23 protein-coding genes are annotated in these 24,430 nt (G+C 39.7%); 6 read left to right on the top strand and 17 right to left on the bottom strand.

Going from position 1 to position 24,430, the window contains the following annotated elements:
• Window positions 1–44 precede the first annotated feature (44 nt).
• The 3 genes from IEV91_RS11000 (at window position 45) to IEV91_RS10990 (ending at window position 3,718) form a co-directional block, all read left to right on the top strand.
• Entirely contained in the window at window positions 45–1,436 is a 1,392-nt protein-coding gene (locus IEV91_RS11000; protein ID WP_188497479.1) for an MATE family efflux transporter, read from the top strand.
• A gap of 364 nt (window positions 1,437–1,800) precedes the next feature.
• Window positions 1,801–2,661, top strand: a complete 861-nt coding sequence (locus IEV91_RS10995) for a hypothetical protein (protein ID WP_188497478.1) — start codon at window positions 1,801–1,803, stop codon at window positions 2,659–2,661.
• 190 nt (window positions 2,662–2,851) lie between these two features.
• Window positions 2,852–3,718 (top strand): nuclease-related domain-containing protein, encoded by an 867-nt coding sequence (locus tag IEV91_RS10990; protein ID WP_308420034.1) that lies wholly within the window; start codon window positions 2,852–2,854, stop codon window positions 3,716–3,718.
• A 1,020-nt stretch (window positions 3,719–4,738) separates the two neighbouring features.
• Here the strand turns inward: IEV91_RS10990 and IEV91_RS10985 are convergent.
• Together IEV91_RS10985 and IEV91_RS10980 are read right to left on the bottom strand one after the other, a co-directional pair.
• On the bottom strand, window positions 4,739–5,965 hold the full coding sequence (locus tag IEV91_RS10985; protein ID WP_204871304.1) for an MFS transporter: 1,227 nt from the start codon (window positions 5,963–5,965) through the stop codon (window positions 4,739–4,741).
• A 700-nt stretch (window positions 5,966–6,665) separates the two neighbouring features.
• Window positions 6,666–7,751, bottom strand: a complete 1,086-nt coding sequence (locus tag IEV91_RS10980) for a Gfo/Idh/MocA family protein (RefSeq protein ID WP_188497476.1) — start codon at window positions 7,749–7,751, stop codon at window positions 6,666–6,668.
• Between the two features lie 356 nt (window positions 7,752–8,107).
• Between IEV91_RS10980 and IEV91_RS21900 the strand changes: the two genes are divergently transcribed.
• Window positions 8,108–8,233 (top strand): hypothetical protein, encoded by a 126-nt coding sequence (locus IEV91_RS21900; RefSeq protein WP_268236382.1) that lies wholly within the window; start codon window positions 8,108–8,110, stop codon window positions 8,231–8,233.
• 74 nt (window positions 8,234–8,307) lie between these two features.
• Here IEV91_RS21900 and IEV91_RS10975 read toward each other — a convergent pair whose 3' ends face one another.
• The 11 genes from IEV91_RS10975 to IEV91_RS10925 all read right to left on the bottom strand — a co-directional run bounded on the left by IEV91_RS10975 (window position 8,308) and on the right by IEV91_RS10925 (window position 19,803).
• Window positions 8,308–9,315 carry an ABC transporter ATP-binding protein gene (locus tag IEV91_RS10975; protein ID WP_188497475.1) on the bottom strand — a complete coding sequence of 336 codons (1,008 nt, stop codon included), beginning with the start codon at window positions 9,313–9,315 and terminating at the stop codon, window positions 8,308–8,310.
• Entirely contained in the window at window positions 9,281–10,291 is a 1,011-nt protein-coding gene (locus IEV91_RS10970) for an ABC transporter ATP-binding protein (protein WP_188497474.1), read from the bottom strand. The genes IEV91_RS10975 and IEV91_RS10970 overlap by 35 nt, the downstream gene beginning before the upstream one ends.
• Window positions 10,292–10,302: 11 nt before the next feature.
• A complete protein-coding gene (locus IEV91_RS10965; RefSeq protein ID WP_188497473.1) occupies window positions 10,303–11,151 on the bottom strand; it encodes an ABC transporter permease in 849 nt (282 codons plus the stop codon).
• A 12-nt stretch (window positions 11,152–11,163) separates the two neighbouring features.
• Window positions 11,164–12,141, bottom strand: a complete 978-nt coding sequence (locus IEV91_RS10960) for an ABC transporter permease (RefSeq protein ID WP_188497472.1) — start codon at window positions 12,139–12,141, stop codon at window positions 11,164–11,166.
• A 1-nt stretch (window position 12,142) separates the two neighbouring features.
• Window positions 12,143–12,385: a hypothetical protein gene (locus IEV91_RS10955; protein WP_188497471.1), complete on the bottom strand. Its 243-nt coding sequence runs from the start codon at window positions 12,383–12,385 to the stop codon at window positions 12,143–12,145.
• Window positions 12,386–12,404: 19 nt separating this feature from the next.
• Window positions 12,405–14,246, bottom strand: coding sequence for an ABC transporter substrate-binding protein (locus tag IEV91_RS10950; protein WP_188497470.1), 1,842 nt, complete (start codon window positions 14,244–14,246; stop codon window positions 12,405–12,407).
• Window positions 14,247–15,137: 891 nt separating this feature from the next.
• Window positions 15,138–15,353, bottom strand: coding sequence for an aldo/keto reductase (locus IEV91_RS21895; RefSeq protein ID WP_275584389.1), 216 nt, complete (start codon window positions 15,351–15,353; stop codon window positions 15,138–15,140).
• A 56-nt stretch (window positions 15,354–15,409) separates the two neighbouring features.
• The gene (locus tag IEV91_RS10940; protein WP_188497469.1) at window positions 15,410–16,015 is read right to left on the bottom strand and encodes a response regulator transcription factor; all 606 of its coding nucleotides are present in this window, start codon (window positions 16,013–16,015) and stop codon (window positions 15,410–15,412) included.
• A gap of 29 nt (window positions 16,016–16,044) precedes the next feature.
• Entirely contained in the window at window positions 16,045–17,823 is a 1,779-nt protein-coding gene (locus tag IEV91_RS10935) for a sensor histidine kinase (RefSeq protein ID WP_188497468.1), read from the bottom strand.
• A gap of 131 nt (window positions 17,824–17,954) precedes the next feature.
• A complete protein-coding gene (locus IEV91_RS10930) occupies window positions 17,955–18,923 on the bottom strand; it encodes an aldo/keto reductase (RefSeq protein WP_188497467.1) in 969 nt (322 codons plus the stop codon).
• Window positions 18,924–19,215: 292 nt separating this feature from the next.
• On the bottom strand, window positions 19,216–19,803 hold the full coding sequence (locus tag IEV91_RS10925; protein WP_204871303.1) for a TetR/AcrR family transcriptional regulator: 588 nt from the start codon (window positions 19,801–19,803) through the stop codon (window positions 19,216–19,218).
• A 142-nt stretch (window positions 19,804–19,945) separates the two neighbouring features.
• On the opposite strand from IEV91_RS10925, the gene IEV91_RS10920 reads away from it, so the two are divergent.
• Window positions 19,946–20,443 carry a hypothetical protein gene (locus IEV91_RS10920; protein WP_188497466.1) on the top strand — a complete coding sequence of 166 codons (498 nt, stop codon included), beginning with the start codon at window positions 19,946–19,948 and terminating at the stop codon, window positions 20,441–20,443.
• Window positions 20,444–20,503: 60 nt separating this feature from the next.
• Here IEV91_RS10920 and IEV91_RS10915 read toward each other — a convergent pair whose 3' ends face one another.
• Window positions 20,504–21,514 (bottom strand): alcohol dehydrogenase, encoded by a 1,011-nt coding sequence (locus tag IEV91_RS10915; protein WP_188497465.1) that lies wholly within the window; start codon window positions 21,512–21,514, stop codon window positions 20,504–20,506.
• A 161-nt stretch (window positions 21,515–21,675) separates the two neighbouring features.
• Between IEV91_RS10915 and IEV91_RS10910 the strand changes: the two genes are divergently transcribed.
• On the top strand, window positions 21,676–22,044 hold the full coding sequence (locus tag IEV91_RS10910) for a MerR family transcriptional regulator (RefSeq protein ID WP_188497464.1): 369 nt from the start codon (window positions 21,676–21,678) through the stop codon (window positions 22,042–22,044).
• Between the two features lie 259 nt (window positions 22,045–22,303).
• On the opposite strand, the gene IEV91_RS10905 is transcribed toward IEV91_RS10910, so the two are convergent.
• The 3 genes from IEV91_RS10905 to IEV91_RS10895 all read right to left on the bottom strand — a co-directional run bounded on the left by IEV91_RS10905 (window position 22,304) and on the right by IEV91_RS10895 (window position 24,365).
• Entirely contained in the window at window positions 22,304–23,008 is a 705-nt protein-coding gene (locus IEV91_RS10905) for a DsbA family protein (protein WP_188497463.1), read from the bottom strand.
• An 89-nt stretch (window positions 23,009–23,097) separates the two neighbouring features.
• Window positions 23,098–23,946, bottom strand: a complete 849-nt coding sequence (locus IEV91_RS10900; RefSeq protein WP_188497462.1) for a M56 family metallopeptidase — start codon at window positions 23,944–23,946, stop codon at window positions 23,098–23,100.
• Window positions 23,946–24,365, bottom strand: a complete 420-nt coding sequence (locus IEV91_RS10895; RefSeq protein ID WP_188497461.1) for a BlaI/MecI/CopY family transcriptional regulator — start codon at window positions 24,363–24,365, stop codon at window positions 23,946–23,948. The genes IEV91_RS10900 and IEV91_RS10895 overlap by 1 nt, the downstream gene beginning before the upstream one ends.
• Window positions 24,366–24,430 lie beyond the last annotated feature (65 nt).

Here is a 24,430-nt window from a genome sequence, read left to right as displayed (position 1 = left end):
AAAGTTAATCAAGAATAACATTAAAGATTAAAGAAGGTTCCGCCATGAGCATATGGGTACGTGAAAAAGCATTCTATAAATCATTCTTTACGTTAACGGTTATCATTGGTCTGCAAAATATTATCACTTTTGGCGTCAATTTATCCGATAACTTCCTCGTAGGAGGATACAGTGAATCTGCCCTTTCTGGAGTTGCGCTCGCCAATCAAATTCAATTTGTCCTACAAATGCTCGTCATGGGTGTCGGTGAAGGCTTAGTCATTATGGCATCTAGATATTGGGGAGCTAAAGATATTCCTTCCATTAAGAAAATTTCCAGCATCGGGATGCGGCTTTCCCTTCTTGTCGGCTTGATCATGTGGGCGGTAATCTTTTTCTTCCCACAAAGCGTTATGAGTTTGTTTACCAATGATCAAAGTGTGATCCACGAAGGTACAAAATACGTCCAAATTATCTGTTTTTCTTATGTTTTCTTTGCTATCACCAATATTTTGCTTGCCACTCTGAGGAGTGTAGAGACGGTAAAAATCGGTTTTATTCTGTCCTCATCTACGCTCATCATCAATATTTGTCTTAACTATCTTTTAATCTATGGTCACCTGGGCTTTCCGAGGCTTGGTGTGCAGGGGTCTGCCATTGCCACACTAGCCGCTAGAATTATCGAGCTTATGATTATTTGTCTTTACGTGAAGCGCTTTGATCGCAAGCTTGTTTTGAAATTACGTGATTTTTATAAAGTTGAAGGTGAATTATTTAAGCAATATCTTAAGATTGGCTCCCCTATCCTTATGTCCAACTTTATTTGGGGCATAGCGATGGCCATGCAAACCTCGATTTTGGGTCATATGGGTGGCGCTTCGATAGCAGCCAACAGTATCGCAACAACGCTCTTTGGGATTGTATCTGTAGGCATTTATGCCTCTGCTAATGCGACGACCGTAGTGATTGGAAAGACCATCGGCAAAGGCAGCTTAGATAAAATTAAGGCTTACGCCCAAACCTTGCAGATTCTATATCTGATTTTCGGCCTCTGTACAGGTGTGATTCTCTTTATTTTAAAGGACTTTGTTCTCGACTTTTATTCGATCTCAGAAGAGGCGCGGGCGCTATCTTTACAATTTATGATTGTGCTTTCTATCACCGTCTGTGGCACAGCGTATCAAATGCCAGCCTTAACGGGGATTGTTCGAGCGGGAGGCGATACTCGCTTTGTGTTATACAACGACAGTATCTTCATGTGGTTGATTGTACTTCCTGCTTCCACTTTATGTGCGTTCGTCTTTAACTTTTCACCCTTAATGGTGTTCATCTGTCTCAAGTCCGACCAAATTTTGAAGTGCTTTGTCGCTATCGTAAAGGTGAATCGCTTTCGATGGATCCGCACCTTCCATTCTCCTTCTTCAGAAAAGGATAAAAAAGCAGTCCATGTGAATTAGTGAGAAAAACAACTTTCGCCAAGCCTTAAATGCAGAAAACCAAAGTTACCTTTATAAGGTCTTCCGTTAAGTTATAATTCTGGCATTAATAAACCATTAAAAAGTGTCTAAGACAAAACCTACGAAACATCCATGGAATCTTAAGCTCTATGGATGTTTTTATTTAGATCCCCTTGTCCACTCCAATTTTTTTACTCGACGAAAATTTTATTGTATAAGTTTTCCTTTTTCTGATTTAAATTTTTGAAATATTATGTTATAATTTTCGTATGTTTCCCTTGTCCAACCTCTCCTAAGACATCCCTTCTTTTCTCTTTTTCCTAAGCCAAATGCATAAAAACTATAATGAAAGTAGGTTAATTGAATGAGTAAAAAGCTGAATCTATGTCCTTGTGGTAGCGGAATTCCTGAGAAATTATGCTGCGGGTCTCCTAAGCAAATCAATATTATGCTGAAAACCTTTAATAGTCCGCAAGAGCGTCAGGAGCTGTTAAACGATATTGACCTAAGTAGAGAATTTAACATGAGGTATCGGGGGCTTTTTGAATACTACGGCAAGGATTTGATAGCCTATAAGCGGATCTACCGAAATGATAAAAGAGTGAATGATTTTCTTGACGATTTTTCATATTATATGACCGATCATCTAGAGGAGGATTGCCCGCCATCATGGGAACACTGCTATCCCCCATTTTGGGAAGAACTCATCTTCGCCTACATCCCTCTTGTTACTAAGATTAGTCCCCAAAAAAATGAAACTAAGCAATTCCTCACTCAATTAAAAAGTTTTATCCACTGGTTGGATACACGCGTTGGAACCTCTTGGGCATCTGTTGTCAACCGCTATGTCAGTGAAGCTGCATCTCCCCTTCAACAGTGTGAAGACCTATTCAACCAACTTTTCCTCAGCCAATTCCCAAACTTTTATCAAGACGACTGGAACTATGATCAAGACATCGAAAATTTAGCACAACAGATTCAGACTCAAGAGAATACTTTGGACAGTATCTACAAGATCACCGAAGTCAGTGGTAACATTGTATTGTTAACCGAATTGGATACACAGAGGTGCTATCCTGTTCTAGGTTTACCTTGCCAATCACTTTCTCAGGGAATGCTCATAGATTGTATTCTTGGTAGAAAGAACGAGGAGCTCTTCTGGAGCTGCGACTTTACACAATGTGTTTTCCCTGAAAGAGCGGAAAAATATATCATGTTTGTTTAACAGGCGAGCCTCACTACAAGAATGCCACCACCATGCCTGTCACTCCCACAATAGGTGACTCTACGGACTTCACACCCCCTACACAAGAGCTATCACTAACACTTAATTTCCTTTTTAAATATGAAATAGCCCATAGGAGGACTCTAACCATGTACTTAAAACACGTACCAAATCGTACGAACATAAAGTATTGCGTTATTTAAACATCCGAATGAAATTATCCGAAAAGGAAAAATTCATCTATTCAAATCTTGAAAAGGGCTTTGAAGGAGAGACGAAATGTGATCAGCTGCTAGAAAGTCTTCAAGAAGAAAGATATGTTATCAACGATTTGCTCTTTGAAGTGAATAACTCTTATTTTCAAATAGACACCCTTATTATTTCTCAAGGTGTTATCCATTTATTGGATATTAAAAATTTCCAAGGAGATTGGTACTTAGAAGCAAATAGACTCTATAAAGTGTCTAACCAAAATGAATACAAAAATCCTGTCGATCAATTAAAAAGATGTGAAACCCTATTTCGTCAACTTCTAAATAATCTCAAACAAACTTTTCTTGTTGAATCCTTCGTTATCTTCATTAACCCTGAATTCACTCTATATCAAGCACCAATGGATAAGCCCATTATTTTACCCACCCAGCTTCATCGTTTCTTGGTTGATTTAAACAAAATCCCCTCCAAGTTAAATGATAAACACAAAAAGCTTGCTCAAAAACTAATAGCATTAAATCATTCTAAAAACCCATTTACTACATTACCAAGTTACGATTATGAGCTTCTTCAAAAGGGCGTTTATTGCGAGAACTGCAAGTCCTTTCTAGTCTCAATAATAAAGAGAGATTTTATTTGTAAAAATTGTGGACATCACGAAAGCATCCATCATGCTATTTTGCGCAACACAGAAGAATATAGGGTGCTATTTCCCAATGACAAAATAACAACTCCGGGTATCTATGACTGGTGCAACGCTGATTTAAATAAGAAGACCATTGCTAGAGTTCTGAAGAAAAACTATACGGCCATCGGTAATACAAGCAGCACCTATTATCAATAGATATAAGTTGAAGGTTAACTTCAGACTCTGTTGACCTGCTTTTTCTTCTTTCTGTCTAAAGGGGAGCCTTCTTCGGACTCTATTGACCTGCTTTTTCTTCTTTTTGTCTAAAGGAGGGCCGTCTTCGGACTCTGTTGACCTGCTTTTTCTTCTTTTTGTCTAAAGGGGGCCTTCTTCGGACTCTGTTGACCTTCTTTCTCCCTTTTCTGTCTAAAGAGGAGCCTTCTTCGGACTCTGTTGACCTGCTTTTTCTTCTTTCTGTCTAAAGGGGAGCCTTCTTCGGACTCTGTTGACCTGCTTTTTCTCCCTTTTGTCTAAAGGGGAGCCTTCTTCGGACTCTATTGACCTGCTTTTTCTTCTTTTTGTCTAAAGGAGGGCCGTCTTCGGACTCTGTTGACCTGCTTTTTCTTCTTTTTGTCTAAAGGGGGCCTTCTTCGGACTCTGTTGACCTTCTTTCTCCCTTTTCTGTCTAAAGAGGAGCCTTCTTCGGACTCTGTTGACCTGCTTTTTCTTCTTTTTGTCTAAAGGGGGGCCTTCTTCGGACTCTGTTGACCTGCTTTTTCTCCTTTTTTTCTAAAGGGGGGCCTTCTTCGGACTCTGTTGACCTGCTTTTTCTTCTTTTTGTCTAAAGGGGGGCCTTCTTCGGACTCTACCGACTCACAATCTCTCCTTTTTGTCTAAAGAGGAGCTTTCTTCGGACTCTACCGACTCACAATCTCTCCTTTCTGTCTAAAGGGAAACCTTCTTCAGACTCTGATGATCTTCTTTCTCCCTTTTCTGTCTAAAGGGAAGCCTTCTTCGGACTCTACTAATCTGATTTCTCCTCTTTCTGTTTAAAAGAACTTCAATGTTAGATCCTATCATGGTTGCCTTCTTATTTACTGTTTAAAACAGCACTAGCGCCTTGGTACCCCTTATCCGAACCTGTTCCATCCTGTATTTTTCTATTAAAAAAGGCGAGAGATGTGATCTCCCGCCTCCTTTAGAATTGTTTCATTATTGTTTATAGTCACTGGTTGTCTAACCTTCCTTCACCTCTGACAAGGATTGAAGACGTCGGAGTGATGGGAATAAATACATCCAAAGGCCAGCAATAGCAAGGGTCCCGATGCCACCGATAAAGGCAGCGCGAGGAGCACCTGTAAATCCTGCAACCATACCAGATTCAAATTCACCCAGCTGGTTGGAAGTTCCTATGAAAAGCGAGTTGACTGCATTTACCCGCCCTCTCATCTCATCAGGTGTTTGCAATTGCACAAGTGTTGACCGAATCACAACACTGACGACATCGGAGGCCCCAATAAGAAGTAGCGCGATCAAGGAAACCATTAAACTATTAGATAGAGCGAAGAGCATTGTAGCCAATCCAAAAACGCCAAGTGCCCCGAAGAGTGTTGGACCAAAAGCCTTTTTAAGTGGAAAGTAACCAAAAACAATAGACATTAATAAGGCTCCGACTGCTGGGGCCGTCCGCAAAATACCTAAACCCCAAGCTCCTGTGTGAAGAATATCCTGAGCAAATATAGGTAAAAGTGCTGTTGCACCTCCAAGTAAGACCGCAAATAGATCAAGCGATATCGTTCCTAAGATAATGGGATGGCGGTATATAAAGACTAAACCTAAAAAAACTGAGCGCATAGATACAGGCTCCGATTTACGTACGCTTCGTTCCATACGAATAAAAATAATAAGGAAAGCACCAACTAGAAGCGCCATTATCGCTGTCAAATAAACAAAAGTCGGACCGATAGAAAAAAGTAACCCGCCAAGAGATGGCCCTAAAATTTGAGCCGTTTGTCCTGCCGAAGTACTCCAGGAGATGGCTTGAGTCAGTATTTTCTTTGGCACTAACTGGGGTAATAAAGCAGAAGATGATGGGCCTTCAAACGCACGACTAGCACCAATAATCGCCGCTGCCACCAAGATTTGCTCACGCCCAAGCCAGCCAGCAAGGTTTCCAAACAATAAAAGCGCTGCGATGGTGGCTTCAACCGTCAGGCAAATGAACACAATCTTTCGGCGATCAAACCGATCCGCAACTTGTCCCACAACTAAAGTAAGCAGCACCATCGGAATAAACTGGGCGAGCCCCACGAAACCAAGACTAAAAGCATCATGAGTCACCTCATACATTTGCCAGCCGATAGCCACTGAAAGCATTTGAAACGAAGTAGAAGATAGGATTTGCGCAAACCAATAATTCGCGAAAGATGCTTGGCCGAGCACAGAATTTTTTAATTGAACCACAATACAACTCACGCCCTTTTTAAAAATTAGCAAACTCATACACCAAGAGAATAATCCTCACTGATAATAGCATGATATATTATACTATTAACCTAGCATGAGTTGAATTGTTTTATAAGGAATTGACCGTTCTATATTTTCCTTCTTCCATTAAAAGGACTGGCCGCTTGCCACATTCCCACATACCTTGCCCTAACAGTTTAAACACTGTGAATAACTCCTACTAAAAATCAATTTGACAGAGAGAAAAAACAAAGAAAAACAGGATAAAACACACCTCCAAAATCAAATGCACCGTTCTAAATGTGTATTCAGTCTTAGTCACTGGTTTGCCTTCTGCACCGGCATTAAATCCCCATCCATAAGTTAAAAGCAGATCTGTACATAATAAAATCAAAGCGACCAACTTCAAAAATAAGCTTTTTAATATGAAAATGGCGAATAAAAAAATAAAGCCTCGTATGAACATAATGGCTATGAAAGAAATGAGCAAAAAGCTGATATTTAATTTTATCTCTGATGGCGGGAGGATTTCCTTCTCGTATTTTCTACTCATCCTTTCTATCAAAGCCTGGATATTGATCGCAGAACATAATACTGTATATCCAAGCATGACTATATTTTCATGATTAAAGTGATTCATCATTCATCAATGTTATATTCTCCCACAGCCATAGTCTTATTAGCATCAGGGTGCTTCTTATTTCAGATTAGTTTTTAACTGCTCTATAATCATGTTAAAGATGACAAGGTCATTTCGGTAATCCTCGGGAGTCGTTTTGATTTCGCCACCCATTGTGATTGCTTTATGAAAAGCGATTAATTCAATAGTATAGGGATCTGTATAAGTCGGACGGCGGACGGTTTCTTTGAACTCACCATCAATCGTTTCGTTGATGATCAGTTTAATAGGCAAGCCTTTTATATAAGGGGTCTCGTATTCAACGCGAACGGATTTAGTTTCACCGTACACTTCCAAGTGAGCATCAAACCGTCCTTGATAGTCCACACCAGTCTCATAGCTCACATTAAACGTTTCGTATTCAAACAAAACATTTAAAAAATTCCCTTTTTTACCAAGTGTTGCTCCTGCTACAGCCTTGGGCATGCCTAAAGCTTCCCGCATGACAGAGAGGTCATGGCTCCCCAACCCACCCAAAAAGCGATATATATTCCCGAGATCGGCCGAAGCTTCTCCTAAAACTTCACTGGCGATTTTTTCAGCCCGCTCTTGCCGATCATGTAATGCAACCTCAGGCATATCCGCAAATCGCCTTGGATTGAGACCTGATTGATCCACAAAAAAGGCATTAGGACCAATAATATCTCTGACCCGCGCATAAAGGATATCGTCCATTCCGCCAATTTCTTCTATGGCGGCTACAAATGCAGGGGCGTATCTTCTCATATAGCCGACGAGCATCTTTACCTGATTTCTATTCTTTGCCTCTATGATGGCATCCGCATCAGCTAAAGTTAAAGCCATAGGCTTTTCTATGAGGACATGCTTACCTGCATTCGCAGCATCTATGGCCACCTCAGCATGGTATTCATCACTATTGAGGATAAAGATGACATCTAAATGCGATTGCTGCACCAACTCTTTTGCGTTCGTGTATAACTGATCCACTTTGTACTTCTCTCCATTGTAAGCCAGTGATGCCTCAGAAATGTCACATAAAGCTGCCACTCGATACTTATCAGGCATTGTGGCCAAAATAGGTAAATGAATCACTTGTGCCACTTCCCCTGTGCCAACGATCCCAACATTTAATATACGGCTCATTTTACATCTTCCCTCCCTTAAATAGATCAAAAGACTCCCCTATTCGCAGCCACTATAAAATTTAGAATAAGGTTCAGTCTTCTAAGATTTTTGACTTAATTTATATTTCCTTATTAATCACTATGTTCTTTGGTGTAATAATAGAGCAATTTGTGTAATCCAGTGATCCTTCATTAGAACTGACACGATGCCAGAACAATTAGAATCAGAAAAATGCCAGGCCAAACTCCCTAATATAGGTTTACAAATCGGGATAAACGTTCAATTTTTAGTAATTATGCGGGAATCATTAATGAGAGTCTATAGTATTGAGGATGAGATAATGTGTAAGTCAATTAGCGTATAAGGGTGGAAAAATGACAATAGATCTTTGGGCTGTGCTGAAACCGAAAACGTTCTTTATTTTATTCACTTGTTTAGTCAAAGAATCATCAGATGGAGATGAAACTACTGCCAAGCCCATTGACCAAATTATATTGTGAAAGGGCATCCCCCAGCGAGAGGAGATGCCTATTACCAAAAATTCCCCATCAATTGTTTACTGTCCAGCAGCTACTTACACATTCTCTATAAGTTCACGGGCTTCTGCATAGTGACAGGCGACTTGATGCGTGCTTGACGATCCATTCCCATTATAGGTTTTTAATAATGGTTTCTGCTCATAACAATCAGTTCTTGCAAAAGGACAACGATCTGCAAAAGGACACTGCTGACGATCTGCATAAACCTTCCCTACTTCAAAAGACTTTGGTATGACTTCCTCAATCCTCCGCTCTTTTCCAGCAATGAGAGGAACCGCTGAAATGAGTGACTGTGTATAGGGATGCAAGGGATGGGAAAGGACCTCTTGAGTATCTCCAAATTCAACAATATTTCCTAAGTACATAACCGCTATTTTTCCATCAAATGAAATATAACGCGCAATACGAAAGTCATGAGTGATAAAAAGCAACCCAAGTTCTCTTTCACTTGCAATTTTCTTAAAATAATCAAGCACACCTACACGTAGAGAAACGTCCATCATTGAAACCGACTCATCGGCTATCAAAAAGTCTGGGTCAAGAGAAAGTGCTCGAGCAATGACCAACCTCTGGCGTTGCCCACCTGATAATTGATGGGGATATTTATTCAGTGTCTCTTTACTATTTAAACCAACTAAGTCCAACATTTCTTCAATTTTGTGATCTAATTCATTTCGCTTCGCCATCTTATGGTATAGAAGTGCGTCCCCCATCGATGAGCGTATCTTTCTTACAGGGTTTAATGATGCGTAGGGATCTTGGGGCACAACTTGAACGACCTTAGCCCACCTTGCCCTTTGTGCTTGAGTGTTTATTTTGTTTTCGACTTCATCAAGTAATAACGATCCTTCTGATGGTGAGATTAACCCAGCAATTATTTTTGCAAGTGTACTTTTTCCACACCCACTTTCACCGACAATAGAAATGAATTCTCCACGTTTCCATGTAAGATTAACCTGGTTAACCGCAACAAAGGTTCTCTTCTTTTTGTGGCCCTTTCCCTTTATATCAAATTGTTTTGAAATGTTCTTGAGTTCTATCATTCTTATCTCCCCCCTCATTCTTTGCTAGATGACAGGCTACAGAGACATTATTATCTAAGGTAACCCAAGGTGGGGGAATTTCCGAGCACTTGGTCATCCTCATGTCACACCGAGAATAAAATGGACAGCCTTTTGGCAGTAAATCTAACTGAACGGCGCTTCCCGAGATACCCTTGGTATTCTTGACATCTCCAACAAGAGGTGGGATGGAACGAATGAGGCCCAATGTGTAGGGATGGGTAGGAGATGACATGACCTGGTTAACCGGACCACGTTCTATCACTTGCCCAGCATACATAACCATAACTGAATCGACAACCTCACTGATAACAGAAATGTCATGAGTAATAAAAAGGAGTGAAATATTCAGTTCCTTACGAATCCCGTTTAAAATTTTCAATACGGAACCCTGGCTTATGACATCTAATGCTGTTGTCGGTTCATCCAATACGACGATTTCCGGATCAAGTAACAAAGCCAACCCAATGCTTACACGTTGTTTCATTCCGCCGGATAATTCATGCGGATAGGCATTCATTACGCGATCTGTATCAAGATACATCATCTCGAAAAGACTTTGCGCTTTTTGACGGAGCTTCTTTTTATTAAACTGATGAGCCTCGGCAATGTCATCTACTTGTCTGCGAATACGAAGCAAAGGATTTAAAGTATTTTGTGAAGCTTGGAAAACCATCGAAATGTGTTCCCAATAAAAACGCCGACGCTCCTCAGTATTTACTTTAAGGAAATTTCGCCCATCTAAAAAGCGTACACTTCCACTACTAATTCTTCCAGGATCAGGAACACTATTGAATAAACCAAAGGCAACTGTACTTTTCCCACTGCCACTTTCTCCTACAATACCTAGACTTTCTCCTTTTTTAATTTGAAAGCTCACATTCTTAACGGCGCGCACAACACCAGTTTCTGTGGGAAATTCAATTGATAAATTTTGAACGTCTAGCACATTTTCCACGTCATTCCCCCCTAATGTGAACTTCTCAATCTTGGATCAGCTAATTCATTTACAGCATCCACGCACAGAACTATACCTGTTTGTAATAGCACAATGGCTAAAATAGGGGCTGCAAGAAACATGAAAGATTGTGTACTATACATCGCCCCTGAACTTCCCGTAGCGAAATTCATCATTACGCCCCAATTATTCGCTTTAAAGGGAACAACACCTAGGAAAAACAGACCCACTTCACCATAGATTGCACCAGTGATCGCCAGCATAAGGTGCGTCCATACAAAAGGCATCAAATTGGGTAAAATGTCATGAAGGAGAATATGCCATCGCCCGAGTCCAAGACCCCTTGAAACTTCAACAAAGCTACGTTCACGGAAACTTAAAACCATAGAACGAATGGCTCGGGCTAATCCACCCCAACTCGTTAAACTTAACAGTAAAGCCAGAACAACCATATTACTCATTCCTAAAGTGACTGCCAAGATTAATAACAGTGCAACCGAAGGAATAGTTAGAAATAAGTCCGTGATCCGCATTAATATCGCATCTACCACCCGACCCAAATATCCCGCTGCAAGGCCAATAATAGTACCAAGTGCCATTGTAAAACAAGCTGCTAGTGCCGCTACCCAAAGAACATTAGTTGATCCTCGCACGATTTGTTCCCATACATCCCGTCCTGCATAATCTGTCCCCAAGATATGTTTCCAAGAAGGTGCAGCGTAGATATTGTTTGGATCCACATTTAAGGCATGTGAGTATATAAGATTCCCAAAAATCGCCATTAAGGTAAACAATAATAAAAATGCAACGCCAACCAATCGGGACGGGCGACGTTTAAGCACTTTCCAAACAAGTCGCATCGGTATCTCCCCTTAATCGGTTATTCGTGGATCTAATTTTGTATAAGCAAAATCTGCAATTAAGTTTGCAAAAATAATTGTTGCGGTTGTTAAAATAAAGCAGCCTTGCATCACAGGATAATCACGCGTGTTGATTGCCGTCGCCAAAAGATTCCCTATCCCCGGAAATGCATAGGTTCCTTCTATAAAGACCGACCCTCCAAACATTGCCCCTAAACTTAACATCAATCCAGTGAATAAAGGCAAAATTGAATTTGACCCGAGATAGCCCATGATCGTATTTTGCTTTAACCCTCTTAATCGAGCAGCCATCATAAAATCCTCTTTAAGTACAGAGACTGTCGAGGCTTTCATTTGTAAAGTCCATGCACCAAAGCCTGTTAGCACGTAAGTAAATACAGGTAAAGCCATATGATAAAGAAAACTCATAATGAAAGGGCCATTAAAGCCTGGAAATACTTCTATGCTATACGCTCCAGAAGACGGAAACCAATGGACCAAAACTGAAAAAATGTAAAGTAAGGCCACCGCCGTAACAAATTGGGGAATGGCATGTGCAACTGAACCAATATTATCAATTAAACTACTTGTCCAACGTTCCCTCACAAAAGCACTTAACACACCTAATAGAACGCCTATGAAAAAACTAATTAATAATCCAATGGCAACCGTTATAAGCGTCCATGGTAGAGCATTAAATATCAGCCTTATTACCGGAACACCTGTTTGTTGGATTGATTGCCCCATATCACCGTGAATGATTTGCCCAAGCCAATGAATGTATTGTTGAAATAGAGGTTCATTGGGAATGACATTTAAAATAATGTTCACTTGATTCATTGCTTGATTGGCAGGAATTCCTTTTTGTATTAATTCAAGATACATGACCTGAACAGGGCTACCAGGCATCAGTCGAACTAAGAAAAAGGTGAGAGATGCTACGACAAACACAGTCAGTATCGCCATAATAATTCGGTTTATCCACTTCATCTTAATCATGCCTCTCTTGTTTGGACTGCCATTTTATTAACAAGCGGACACCCAGTGTAGTGGCTAATAACAAAATTAAAGTAATTAGCATGGCAAAAGCATCTAAAACTTTTGAAGCTTGAGCCGTTGCCCCAAACCAGGTAATCACTTCTAGTAATAATAAAAACACTGACAAAACAAAGAAAAGGCGTGCACCAGTCACAATCCTTTCCATGAAACTCATCCGATCATTTCCAGTTCTCACTGCACGCCAACTCCTTAGATTATTTTTGTTTCATTAAACCGAGTGTTTGGAAGACAACAAACGGTGTGTGATACGTATATTGATTTTCTAATTCAGGCTTATTTGTAATGTCTGGCCATTCCCAACGTTGTGTTGATATGGTACGTCCGGCGGCTTGCCACCAAATTGGAATAAAAGGCATATAATAGTTAGTTGTTTTTGCTAATTTATAAACTAAACCTTTTTTCTCTTCTTGTGAAAGATCGCCTAAAAGTTGTAAGGTTAATTCCATTGGCTTGACTTTACCAAGTGAAGGGACATTAATCGTTTCAGGTATTGCTTCCTGGCGCTGATCAGGAGAGGTGGCTGTATTCTTCAATTTCCCTGAAGGAGTTACTGAATAGTTATTGTCAGTGATATACAATTGGTTAAACGCTTGAGAAGGATTAATATCCGAACCTCCGTCCCAGTTCGCATATATCGAATATTTACCTAATGGCACCTCTTGTGTCCAAGTTGTAGTATCAACAACAGAAGTTTGGGCTTGAATCCCCTGCTTGCGTAACTGATTGGTAATAGCATCGATCCCTGCAACCCAGTCAGATAAATTTGGAACTGTAACATTAAATTTAAATGGCTTTCCGTTAGGCACCATCCAACCTTTATCTGTCTTGTTAAAACCTGCAGATTTTAACAATTCAGTGACCTTATCAGGATTGGGGTCATAAGCTTCCAATGAGTCTAGTTGATCCTTACTTAACCACTGTTCAGCAACAGTTTTATACAAACCATTTATCTTTCCAGATTCTAATGCTCCTATAGGTTCACCAATTTTTTGTGCAGCTGTTCGATCAATGGCATAGGCCAATGCTTGCCGAACTTTTACATTATCAAACGGACTAATATTTTCATTAAAGTATAATGCCATACCTTGACTCATAGGAGCCGCAATATAAGAATTCTTATGCACCTTCATGACTTGATCGTATACTACTTTCGAATACCCAACTCCAGCATAATCCAATTCACCATTTTTCAATGCTCTCCAGGTGACATCATTTGTTGTCTGATTAATAGCAACGACTTTACCTGCATTGACATTATCCGCATAGAGATAATTTGGATTTTTTTGATACAGTTGCTGCGAAGAACTTGTTCTTACAAGTTCCCATGGTCCATCGAAAATAAGATCCTTTGGATTAAGATTTACACTTTGTGCCTTTTTAGCATATTCTGTTAATTTAGCCGTCGCATCTTTAGTAGCCTGTGATTCCTTGTCGCCTCCCCAATCTTTAACGAGTGTCCAAAGGTTATCTGGAATGTATTTTTCGTAGATCTTCCCAGGTAAAATAGCAACATTATTCAAAATCTGTCTTTCAAACATCACCTTACTATATAAAGTTTTTGGATCTCTTTGAAATTGAACGGTATGATCATCTACAACGTTTATTTTACTTAGTCCCCATCCCTCGGCAGCACCTGTTAAACATTGGAGTTCAAAGGTCACATAAACATCATTCGCTGTTAATGCTGAGCCATCAGACCATTTCGCTTTCGGATTAATCTTTACAGTGAAGGTCTTACCATCATCACTCATTTCCCAACTATCCGCTAACACCTTCCAATAATCAAAATCTTCGGTGTACTTATACCAAGCTAAAGGAACATATGAGAGGTCATTCTGAATAATATTGTTTGATCCAAAGGGATTTGTAACACCATTTGTTGCCCACCCTCCCGCATATGTAATGGTTCCACTAGCCTTTTTATCCCCCGAAGCTTTACCGTTCGTAGAAGAACTATCAGGAGAACACGCTGTCAAAAGTAACATCGTTCCAGCCGCAATTAAAGAACCTCTTAACAAGCCCTTTTTAAAACGCATAACCTTCCCTCCATACTTTATTAAGTTTTAAATTTAGTCCAAGTGCTAACAAAATCTACAACTTATTGTCCACTTACTTATTCCGAATTAAAATTCGAATTGGAGTCCAGTAGGAATTCGTCTGACTGCTTTAAACTTTAATCAAATGGGGAAAAATAGATTACTCCTTATGTGACTAATAGTCTTAGCCGTCTCCGATACTGCATGCGCTAAGTTAAGATGTTTTTCAATTCACCTCAAGTTACATCAACAAACCTTTTCTCTGAGAACCATCGCCCCCATCCTCGTACATTTTCTCCTCTTTTTGTTAACGCTTTCATTCCAACATCATTATAACAATGATATTTAATATGTCAATATTATATTTTTAAATTTTTACAATCTTTATTTTAATCGAATAAACAGTATAAATCCCAGTATCCGCGTTAAGGTTATTGGGTACCTATAAATAATTCCCATTATATACTAATTTACCCTTATAATGTAGCGATATCAGTTACCGTTATTTACCTTATCAATGAAAAGAATAAGGATCTCCCTTTAAGTATATAGCTTTTTATATATCATTCCTATAAACCGAAAAGACCAAACCAATCACAAAATGATATATTTGAATTAAGTCATTTTAAAAATGGGGATCTATCAGCGATAGTACCACTGCTGCCGTACACATTCGGAAAGAACGAGAAAAAATTGAACAAGACTCTTATACTCTCAACTTAGTGGCGATTTAGGGTGTAGGTTACCAGCTTACAAAGTAAATGGGACAAAGGATCAGGTCCTTTGTCCCAAGATGCGAGAGCGCATCAGTTGAAGACGTTGTCTCATATTATTTAAAGTCCTTCTTAGTAATCCCTTAGACCCTCCATATGAAGGTATCTTTAACAACCATCATTTCGTTACCGCACCAGCTAGAGCTTCAAATTCGTCCTCACTTAACTCTATGCTGGCTGCTGCAATATTATCTTCAACATGACCAACAGAGGATGTCCCTGGGATTGGAAGCATGACAGGTGACCGTTTAAGAAGCCATGCTAATGCAAGCTGCGCTGGCTGAACAGCTTTTTCCTTAGCCAATTTATCCAGCGGACCACCCTCTTTCGCCAATTTGCCAGTGGCTAGAGGGAACCATGGAATAAAAGCAATGAGGATTTAGGATCGAATTAAGTGATTTGTTTGAGCTCTTTCGCAATGAGGATAGCTTGGACTCGATTTTTCACTTGTAGCTTGCCGAAGATATTCACAACATGATTTTTAATTGTCCCTTCAGTGAGATTAAATGTCTTCGCTATCTCCTTATTCGATAGTCCATTTCCCATGAGTTGTAACACTTGTTTTTCACGTTTGGTTAAAGGCTCGACAAGGGAAGGCAGAGCCTCTTGTGAGGACTGTTCTTTTGCCTTTAAACTACTTTCCTCTTCAAGGGCTCGTTTGATGGTCTGATTTAACCTCTGTTTAGTAAGAGGCTTTACGATATAGTCAAAAGCGTACACATCAAATGCCGAGAGAGCATATTCCTTATAAGAGGTCACAAAGACAATTTTCATTCGCTCGTCTAATTCTCTTAAACGTTTTGCAAAATCAAGACCGTTCTCCCTTGGAATATTAATATCAACAAAGACTAAATCGACTAGATTATTTTGCAGAAATGAAAAAGCTTCTGATGTCCTCTGAAAACTACCGACGATGTCAACATTGTCAATTTCAGCAATCATTCGTTTCATTATTAGGTGCATGGCCTTTTCATCATCGATTGTAACAACCTTCATCACTATCCCCCCACTTCTTCATCAAATAGTCAACGCTTTGCAGCAGTAGGCATGGGCATGGAAAAATAAAAGCGGCTTCCTTGATTGGGCACACTTTCGAACCACATCTCCCCTCCATGAATGTGAACAAATTCACGACAAAGCGAGAGACCTATACCAATCCCTCTCTCCCCAGCGGTTCCTGTTGAAGACATCAGATAATCATCCTGTTGTTGCAACAATCTACGTGCTTGTCCTGGTTCTATGCCTTTCCCCGTATCCTTTATAGAGACGATCACTTTATCTTCTAATGGCTTCGCATCGACTTCGATTCTTCCATCGTAATGAGTAAATTTTATGGCGTTGGTCAAGAGGTTTCTAATAATTAAGTCGAGCATTTCTTTATCAGCATAAACGAGCGTATCATCAGGTATTCGAGAAACCATTTGAATACGCTTTCGGTCACTTTTGATGCGTAACAAATCGATCGTTCGCTTTGCCGCCTTGGAAAGATTCCAGGCTACAGGATTAAACATCATGCCTCCCTTTTGACTCCGGAACCAATCCAGCAAACTTTCGACAATAGTGAAGGTGTTTTGAATCTGTTGGTCCATTTCATGAGTGATTTCATCGTGCGATTCATCAAGTTGATGAAGCTCATCCTTTAATATCTCCATCAAACTGACAAGGATCGAAAGAGGGTCACGAATATCATGAGCAACGACCGTAAACATTTTATCCTTAAATGTATTAAGCTCGCTTAATTGCTTCGAATTGCTTCGTAACCTTTCTTCGGTTAGGACTACTTCCGTTATATCGCTGAGTAGTAGTGTTCTTCCTACAAGATGCTGTTTCTTATCGCAAACTTCTGAGAGGACGACTTGATAATAAGTAAGCTGACTCTGAGTTTCTATCTTTATTTTCCTTCGTGTGGCCACTCCCAGTTTAATAATCTCAATTAATTCCGGGTAAGGAGAAAAGAAACGTTCAGCAGACTGGCCTATAACCTTTTGATCCTTTAACTCGGAAAAAACAAGTGTGGATGATTGATTAAAGTTTGTGATGCTATTGTCCAAATCCAGTACAATAACGGCGTCCTTCATGGCATCAAAGACCTTTTTGAAGGCAAGCGGGACTAATTTCATCATATTATATTTATAAATACCCCATATAAAGAAAATACCCGACAAAAGAAAACCAAATGGAGAGATGTCGATTGGAGTCTTCAGGATATTACTTAAATGGATGAGTGTAATAACGTAAGGGCCACACGATCCAATAATGATAAAAACGACTTGTTTCTTCAAATGATTGGAAGATGTACGATACATCTTAATGAGCATCACGAGCCCAATGACAACTATAGTGTAAGAATAAAAGACATGAATCAGGTAAAATGGTCCCACATGTGTTGAAGCTAGTGGAAAACCTTGAGAATCATCCACCCCTATTTTAGTATAAAATAAGTGATGCCACGGGTTTGTATATTGGCTAATCAAAGTTAATGAAGGTACAACTGCAAGTAATACCATGACCCATTTCCGAAGCCACGCTTGATGATCGGTGTACTGTAAAACCATATAAAACCAAAGGATCGGGCCAAAGGGTATGCCAATATACTCAATTTTTAACCAAAAACGGATTTGGTCCAAATCTGAACTGATGATTTCAAAAGCATACCCAAACGAATAAAAGGCTCCTGCACACATCCCAATACATAAGCTAGTGGCAGCTGAAAATTCTTTTCTTCTCCATGCGAGGTAAGCAATAAATAACAAGCAACACGTGATCGCCAAAAGTAGTAAAGATAAATACTGATTATAGGCCATTCATCACTTACCCCCTCGTACTGTGCTCCCTTTATTCTTATCTCTTACTATACCACAGCCTTTGGTTCTCTAGGTTTATTTTCCTATAGTCATTGTGTTACATCCCCCAAGATAAAGAGGAAAGTCAAGGACTATTTCATGAGACGCCTCGAGAGTTCATCAATGCGCTGTAGTTCTGATTCGGTTAATCGAACACTCATCGCTGAAGCATTAGCCTCAGCATGATGTGGTTTGGATGCTCCCGGGATCGCCACTACGGTCTCTCCATAGTAGGTAATTAACCAATTTAAAGCCACCTGTGTTGCCGAGATACCATGAGCCTGCCCAATAGCTGTTAACTCTGAAACAAGCTTTGCAGTGCGTTCAAGTTTTCGAGAACTGTACCTTCCTAGCATCTTCCTTAAGGGGGACAAAGTGTTAATAAGGTCTTTGTTTTCATGAAATTTCCCAGTGAGAATGCCAGAGCCAAGCGGCGAATGGGCAATCAAAGTCACACCAAGTTTCCGTGCCATATTGAGCACTCCATTGGTTTCAATGTTGCGATCAAGAAGACTTATTTTCACCTGATTGGATGCAAGAGTGAGCCCCTGAGCCTTTAATGTCTCATAAGCCTTCAACATTTGCTGAGCTGAAAAATTACTTACGCCAATACTCCTAATTTTTCTCGACTGATTTAGTGATGCCATCGCTTGCATTTGTGCTGAAATAGAGGACAAACTATAGGGAAGATGAATTTGATACAGATCAATGGGGTAATCTTGAAGCGCCTGCAAACGAGTATCTATACTCTTTTTAATATGCTCAGCCGTTCGGAAAACCGGATACCATTTTGTCGCTACGATGGCCTTTCCCGGCATGATATTATTTTGCTTTAGGGCCGTGGACAATGCTTCTTCTGATTTTCCATTCCCATATTTCTCAGCCGTATCAAACCAATTGATCCCTCCGTTAAATGCCGCTTTCACGACCTGATTCATGGTCTTTTGATCCATCGGTGAATAAAATTTGCCTACAAAACCACTTCCTTGTGAAAATTGAATACAACCCAATCCAATCGGTGAGATTTCAAATTCAGTTTGACCTAGTCTTCTTTTTTGCATAATCCCAACCACCTTTTCCTTTTATTAAACACAGAATGAATATTCATTCCTATTGTTACAAAATATTTTTCTTTAGCTTTTTTCTTGAAGATTATTGTTTTTTCATGGGCATGAATTTGAGTCATTGACATAGATTGCAACGTAAATTTGATAATTTTGGTTCACACGCTCTTACAATATTGAATACTAAAAAAATCGCTCAGGAACCACACAATCAGCTCGGACAGTAAATCAACCTGGAGTTTCGTCGGAATTTTATTTTAATAGCAACAATCTATGTGGAACCTGAGTTTTATTTTTTGATTAAATCCCAAATGGCACTCACACCTGCTTCAAGTGTGTGCTCATCTAATCGCTTTTGATCAGAAAGATACAGCTTGGCCAGCGCTATTGCTGATCCCCCGAGCATAGCGACTAACATTTCAATAGGCATGGCTTTCAATAAGCGCTGTTCTACTGCACGCTGGAATAATGTCATGAGTGGTTCGAGCACCCGCATAGCTTCGGCACGAGTTTCTTCCGTAATAAGTGGTGAATTTTCATATTGTTCAGTGAAATTCAATTCCTGTGGATGTTCAATGGAAAATCGGATAAATTGGATAAGGTACTGCTTGAGTTGCGCCTCAACGGGAGTATCTTTAAAACTATGATTGAAAATGTGTTCCGCCATCCGTTTTTTAACTTCTATATAAAGGGCGTTGATCAAGTCTTCCTTATTTTTAAAATAACGATAAATAGTACCGATTCCTATATTGGCTCTTTCTGCTATTTGCGACATGGGGGTCCCATGAAATCCTTGCTCTGAAATCAGCGCTAATGTTGCCTTCAAAGCAGCGGATCTCTTATCCACTAATGCTTCCTTCATCATAAACTCCTTCATTTCATTTTCTTCAACAAGGAATGAATGTTCATTCTGTTATCAGTTTAACCATACATTAAAAAAGAGTCAATTTTTTATGGACACTTATCCTAGACTCAACATACGCTAAAAAAAGAGATCATTGACAAAAGAGGTATGCATCATGGGAAATCACATTTATTTTAATGCGCAGCTCTCTCCACAAATGTACACTACAAAAAAGGCGCCACCGGCTCCAAAACAAAGTTATTATTATAAAAATCAACTGGTTGAATCTGTAGAAAGTCTCAGACAGGACAATGAACAAGCTAAACAACATATTGTTGAATTAAACCATTCCTCACAGCAGATCCTTCAAGACATTCAAACCAATTTAAATAAGCTTAATCGGGAACACCAAGCGCTTCATGGAGACTACGAAAGTCAGCAGAAGACCCTCCAAACATTAGAACAAAGGCAGTTAGAAGTAGAGCAAGGGTATGAAAACGTAAAGGAGCGTTCTCAAGCGTCCTTAAAAACATTAGTGGATAAACTCAATGCACTGAGGGATCAACAAGCTGATGACCACCAAAAACTATCAGAACAACTCTTGGTCCTTGCCCAGCTTCAAGAGGAGATCATCAAACTAAAGGGAAAGCTCATGGAGGAAATCATCCTTTAAAAACAAAAGGGTCAGGTCTCCCACCCCATTGAATGAAAACCTGCCCCTCTTGCAATCCTTTTAAAATTTTATTACTGCACGAAATCGCGTTTGTCCATTCATCATCTTTTCATAGGCTTCATTCACTTGCTCCAGACTGAACGTTTCTATCATCGGTCGGGTTCCTGTTTGCACACTAAAATTCAAAGTATCTTCTGAATCTATGGACGTCCCACTATTCCAGCCTTGTACGGATTTCCGCCCAGCAAGCAGTACAGCTGGATTGACTTCGACCGGCTCTCCTGTCGCAGCAACAATTAACAATTTACCATTATCGCCTAGTCCATCCACTAGTCCAGAGATGGCCTTGCTGTTAGGAGCCGTTGCGAGAATGATCTTCGCTCCTAATTTGCCGAGCGCCTCCCCTATTTCTTGGACGCTTGTATCAATATAAGTATGTGCGCCAAATTCTTTCGCTAGAGTTTCCTTGTCTTGGCCTCGAGACAAGGCCACTGTTTTGAATCCCATTTTATTTGCAAATTGAATGGCTAAGTGTCCTAAGCCACCAATCCCTTGAATGGCGACAACATCCCCTGCCCTTGCTCCGCTATTTCGTAAGGCATTAAAAGTAGTAATTCCCGCACAAAGTAATGGGGCGGCTTCTACTGATGTTAGTTGTTCTGGAATCAAGGCTAATGCTTCCTGTGGAGCCACCATATATTCAGCATAACCCCCATCATAGGAAATCCCACACGTTAAAGCCTTCTCACAGTTGACAAAGTCCCCTCTTCGGCAGGCCTCACACTCTAAGCAATGTCCGGCGTTCCAGCCCACACCCACACGCTGACCTTCTTTCCAAGACGTGACATCCTCACCGACGGCGTCAATATAGCCCGCAATCTCATGACCTGGAATCCGTGGATACGAGAGACCTGGAACATACCCCTCCTTAACTGCGGAATCACTATGACAAATACCGCATGCCTCTACTTTAATGCGGACTTGACCGCGGCCTGGATTCGGTATCTCTCTTTCTACTAATTCAAACTTTCCACCTGGATAAGACACTTGAGCGGCTTTCATTAATGTCATTTACTTTTTCTCCTTCTTTAATAAGGTGTGTCATTTTAATTCCTCTAATATGACTCAGCCTTACTTTATTTCATATCTTGCCATCATGGGTTATACTCATGGTATTACTTAGAGTTATATCGAAGTCAAGCCATTATTTTTTATAAAAGGAGTTTTTATTCATGTACACCATTAATGAAGTTGCTGAGATTTGTGACCTCTCTGCTCATACCCTCCGTTTTTATGATAAAGAAGGGCTCCTCCCTTTTATCTCAAGAAGTAAAAGCGGGAAGAGAGAATTCTCGGAAAGAGATTTAGAACTTGTCAAACTGATTTGTTGCTTAAAAAATACCGGTATGCCTATTAAAGAAATCAAGCATTATATTGATCTCTTTATGGAAGGTGACGACACCTTCGAGACACGGAAACAGCTCATGATAGAGCATCGCAAAGAAGTGCTGAGACAAATGAGTGAGTTGAAGAAAAACCTCAACATCATTGATTTAAAGATTGCTTTTTACAATGCCAATGGCAACGACATGCCCTCATAAACTTGTAAATGTAATTTCTCCCTAGGATAAAAGACAAGCTCCCCTTAGAGTATGCTCTAAGGGGGTTAAAGATTTATATTGAAAGGGAATCATCACTTAATTTCCTATGATTCACATAGTTTAAAAGGCACTGGCATTTGGTACCGCTTGGCCATTAACCTATGACGTCACTCCTATCGCCTTTTTAATGTGTCATATTACCTGAGGCATCTATCCATAGTAACAATGAACGAATGGTTAGAAGGGGGATTTTTTTCATTCAGTCTGTTTTAGCCGCTTTATTGACCATCTCAATTAAATCATCATAAGTGGTTCCCTTAAATTCTTTACCATTAATAAAAAAGGCTGGAGTCCCTTGTATACCTAATTTGCTGACATAGGACTGATCCTTTTTTAAATCATTTTCATATTTCTTTGCTTTAAATGCCTTCATAACTTTGTCTACCTTCGCTTGACTCGTCACTTCTTGTAATGTTTTTTGTAAAAAGTCATTTGTATAAACATCCATTTGTTCATATTTAGAATCCGCGGGTTGTTTGCCGTATAATTGGTCATGAAATTTCCAAAAGATTTGATTGCCTAATGCATGGTACACAGTCTCTGCAAAAAGTGCCGATCTTGTTGAGTCCGTATAAATAAACGGGTCATTCAAAAAATAAAAGCTAGCTTTCCCTGTGTCTACTAAGTCTTTCTCTATTTCAGGAAATGCTGTTTCATTAAAATTTTTGCAATAGGGACATTTATAATCGCCAAATTCCACTATTTTCACAGGCGCACGCTTATCGCCTAAATAAGGTTGTCCTTTGTAATCAAAGGCCGCTTCCGTTTTTTGAACATTACCGACAATGATAACAACAGCCAGTGCGATGACAAAGAGCCCAATCGCTCCATATATATACCCACGGGCCTTTTGTTTTTTGACATTTCTCTTATTAGTCTTCTTCCGTTTTTTCTTTGCAACCATAAGGACACTCCATTCCCATTCAAATTTTATGTTAATTATTATCAACACTACACATTGTAGTGTAAGTGACTAAAAAACAAGTGACAATACTAAATAACTGCCACTAGAATCATTTCTATAAGAATGATGAGCAGTGAAAGGATGAGTGAATGTGCTTTCAATTTTAATGGGATCCCCTGCTTCGGGTTGATCAAGTGCTGCAAGCGATAATTGACCGATTCTACTGAAAAATGAACAAGAACTGGCGCAGGCTGCTTATGAAAACCATTTTTTATTAATTTTAATAGTGCTGTGCTCAGCCCTAATTCAGAGCCTGTCTTCTTTATCGCAAATTCATCTGCTGAAAGCTCACAGACAATTTTATAATTCTGATACAACCACTTTTGAAGGGGAAGGAACCAGAGAGACTTGGATATAAGTTGTAAGATAAAGAGCTTCATAGGGTCGTGATTCTTTTGATGAAAACGCTCATGCTTCAACACTGCCTCAAGTTCAAGTTCATCCAATAAGGTCAACAAACCTGTGCTCATAACCATTCGTGGGCGTCTTAGGCCACATGTGAAAGCGAGGGGATCATTATGATTAATGATTAAGATCGCTTCACACTTTAATTGATACCGCCGAGATACCTGTTCTGTGATGTTTATGTTTTGAAGTTGGCTCAACTTTCTTTGCAGCCTTCTAAAGAAATAAAAATATCTTCCCGTACTTATCACCATGATCAAAAAACTATAAGTAATCCATGCGTTTATGACCAGGAGAATGCAGAAATAATAAATAGAATCCTTCATAACTAAACCAATGCAAAATTCAAATAGATTGACATGGAGCCTCACGCCAAAAAAGATATGGAGTAAATACATCCCCATTTGACTCCACACAATGCCCGCCATCACAAGACCGCTACCAAAGAGGTACAAAGACTTTTTTTGCCACATTATGATTGATCCTTTTTTAATTCCTGAATTTTATCCTCTAATTTTGCAAGAAGCTCCTGATCGATAGTCTCCATCGCATCAAGCATGTGGTTAATGACTACACCACCAAACTCATCTAGCAGATTCTCCGTTAATTTCTTGGATTGTTCTTCAACGAAGGCAGCCTTAGTCTGCACGGGTCGAAAAAGCGAAATTCTGCCCTCTGTTCTTTTAACCAAAACACCTTTATTAACTAGGCGCTTCATCACTGTCATCACCGTATTAAAATTGATCGGCTTGTCCTTTTCTAAATGCTGCTGAACACTCTTAATCGGTTGTTCACTTTCGACTTCCCACAAATAATCCATTATTTTCGCTTCTAAGGAGCCAAAAAAACGGTCTAACCCGACTTTATCATATTTAAAATTTTTAATATTCATCTAAAACGAGCCTCCACTACAGATTGTAGTGCTAATATAGTTACATTTCAAGTCCTTTTGTGCTT

It is taken from the genome of Pullulanibacillus pueri, from assembly GCF_014639255.1.
GTDB lineage: Bacteria > Bacillota > Bacilli > Bacillales > Sporolactobacillaceae > Pullulanibacillus > Pullulanibacillus pueri.
Note: the sequence above shows the minus strand (reverse complement) of the source record. Positions and strands in the feature narration are given on the sequence as shown.

Bases quoted from the DNA above. Each gene is read 5' to 3' on its own strand.
- IEV91_RS10900 (WP_188497462.1), bottom strand. From the start codon at position 23,946: ATGTGGCAAAAAAAGTCTTTGTACCTCTTTGGTAGCGGTCTTGTGATG.
- IEV91_RS10975 (WP_188497475.1), bottom strand. From the start codon at position 9,315: ATGATAGAACTCAAGAACATTTCAAAACAATTTGATATAAAGGGAAAG.
- IEV91_RS10905 (WP_188497463.1), bottom strand. From the start codon at position 23,008: ATGGTTGCAAAGAAAAAACGGAAGAAGACTAATAAGAGAAATGTCAAA.
- IEV91_RS10980 (WP_188497476.1), bottom strand. From the start codon at position 7,751: ATGAGCCGTATATTAAATGTTGGGATCGTTGGCACAGGGGAAGTGGCA.
- IEV91_RS11000 (WP_188497479.1), top strand. From the start codon at position 45: ATGAGCATATGGGTACGTGAAAAAGCATTCTATAAATCATTCTTTACG.
- IEV91_RS10920 (WP_188497466.1), top strand. From the start codon at position 19,946: ATGGGAAATCACATTTATTTTAATGCGCAGCTCTCTCCACAAATGTAC.
- IEV91_RS10965 (WP_188497473.1), bottom strand. From the start codon at position 11,151: ATGCGACTTGTTTGGAAAGTGCTTAAACGTCGCCCGTCCCGATTGGTT.
- IEV91_RS10935 (WP_188497468.1), bottom strand. From the start codon at position 17,823: ATGGCCTATAATCAGTATTTATCTTTACTACTTTTGGCGATCACGTGT.
- IEV91_RS10895 (WP_188497461.1), bottom strand. From the start codon at position 24,365: ATGAATATTAAAAATTTTAAATATGATAAAGTCGGGTTAGACCGTTTT.
- IEV91_RS10915 (WP_188497465.1), bottom strand. From the start codon at position 21,514: ATGACATTAATGAAAGCCGCTCAAGTGTCTTATCCAGGTGGAAAGTTT.
- IEV91_RS10940 (WP_188497469.1), bottom strand. From the start codon at position 16,015: ATGAAGGTTGTTACAATCGATGATGAAAAGGCCATGCACCTAATAATG.
- IEV91_RS21900 (WP_268236382.1), top strand. From the start codon at position 8,108: ATGACAATAGATCTTTGGGCTGTGCTGAAACCGAAAACGTTCTTTATT.
- IEV91_RS10930 (WP_188497467.1), bottom strand. From the start codon at position 18,923: ATGCAAAAAAGAAGACTAGGTCAAACTGAATTTGAAATCTCACCGATT.
- IEV91_RS10910 (WP_188497464.1), top strand. From the start codon at position 21,676: ATGTACACCATTAATGAAGTTGCTGAGATTTGTGACCTCTCTGCTCAT.
- IEV91_RS10925 (WP_204871303.1), bottom strand. From the start codon at position 19,803: ATGAAGGAGTTTATGATGAAGGAAGCATTAGTGGATAAGAGATCCGCT.
- IEV91_RS10960 (WP_188497472.1), bottom strand. From the start codon at position 12,141: ATGAAGTGGATAAACCGAATTATTATGGCGATACTGACTGTGTTTGTC.
- IEV91_RS10995 (WP_188497478.1), top strand. From the start codon at position 1,801: ATGAGTAAAAAGCTGAATCTATGTCCTTGTGGTAGCGGAATTCCTGAG.
- IEV91_RS10950 (WP_188497470.1), bottom strand. From the start codon at position 14,246: ATGCGTTTTAAAAAGGGCTTGTTAAGAGGTTCTTTAATTGCGGCTGGA.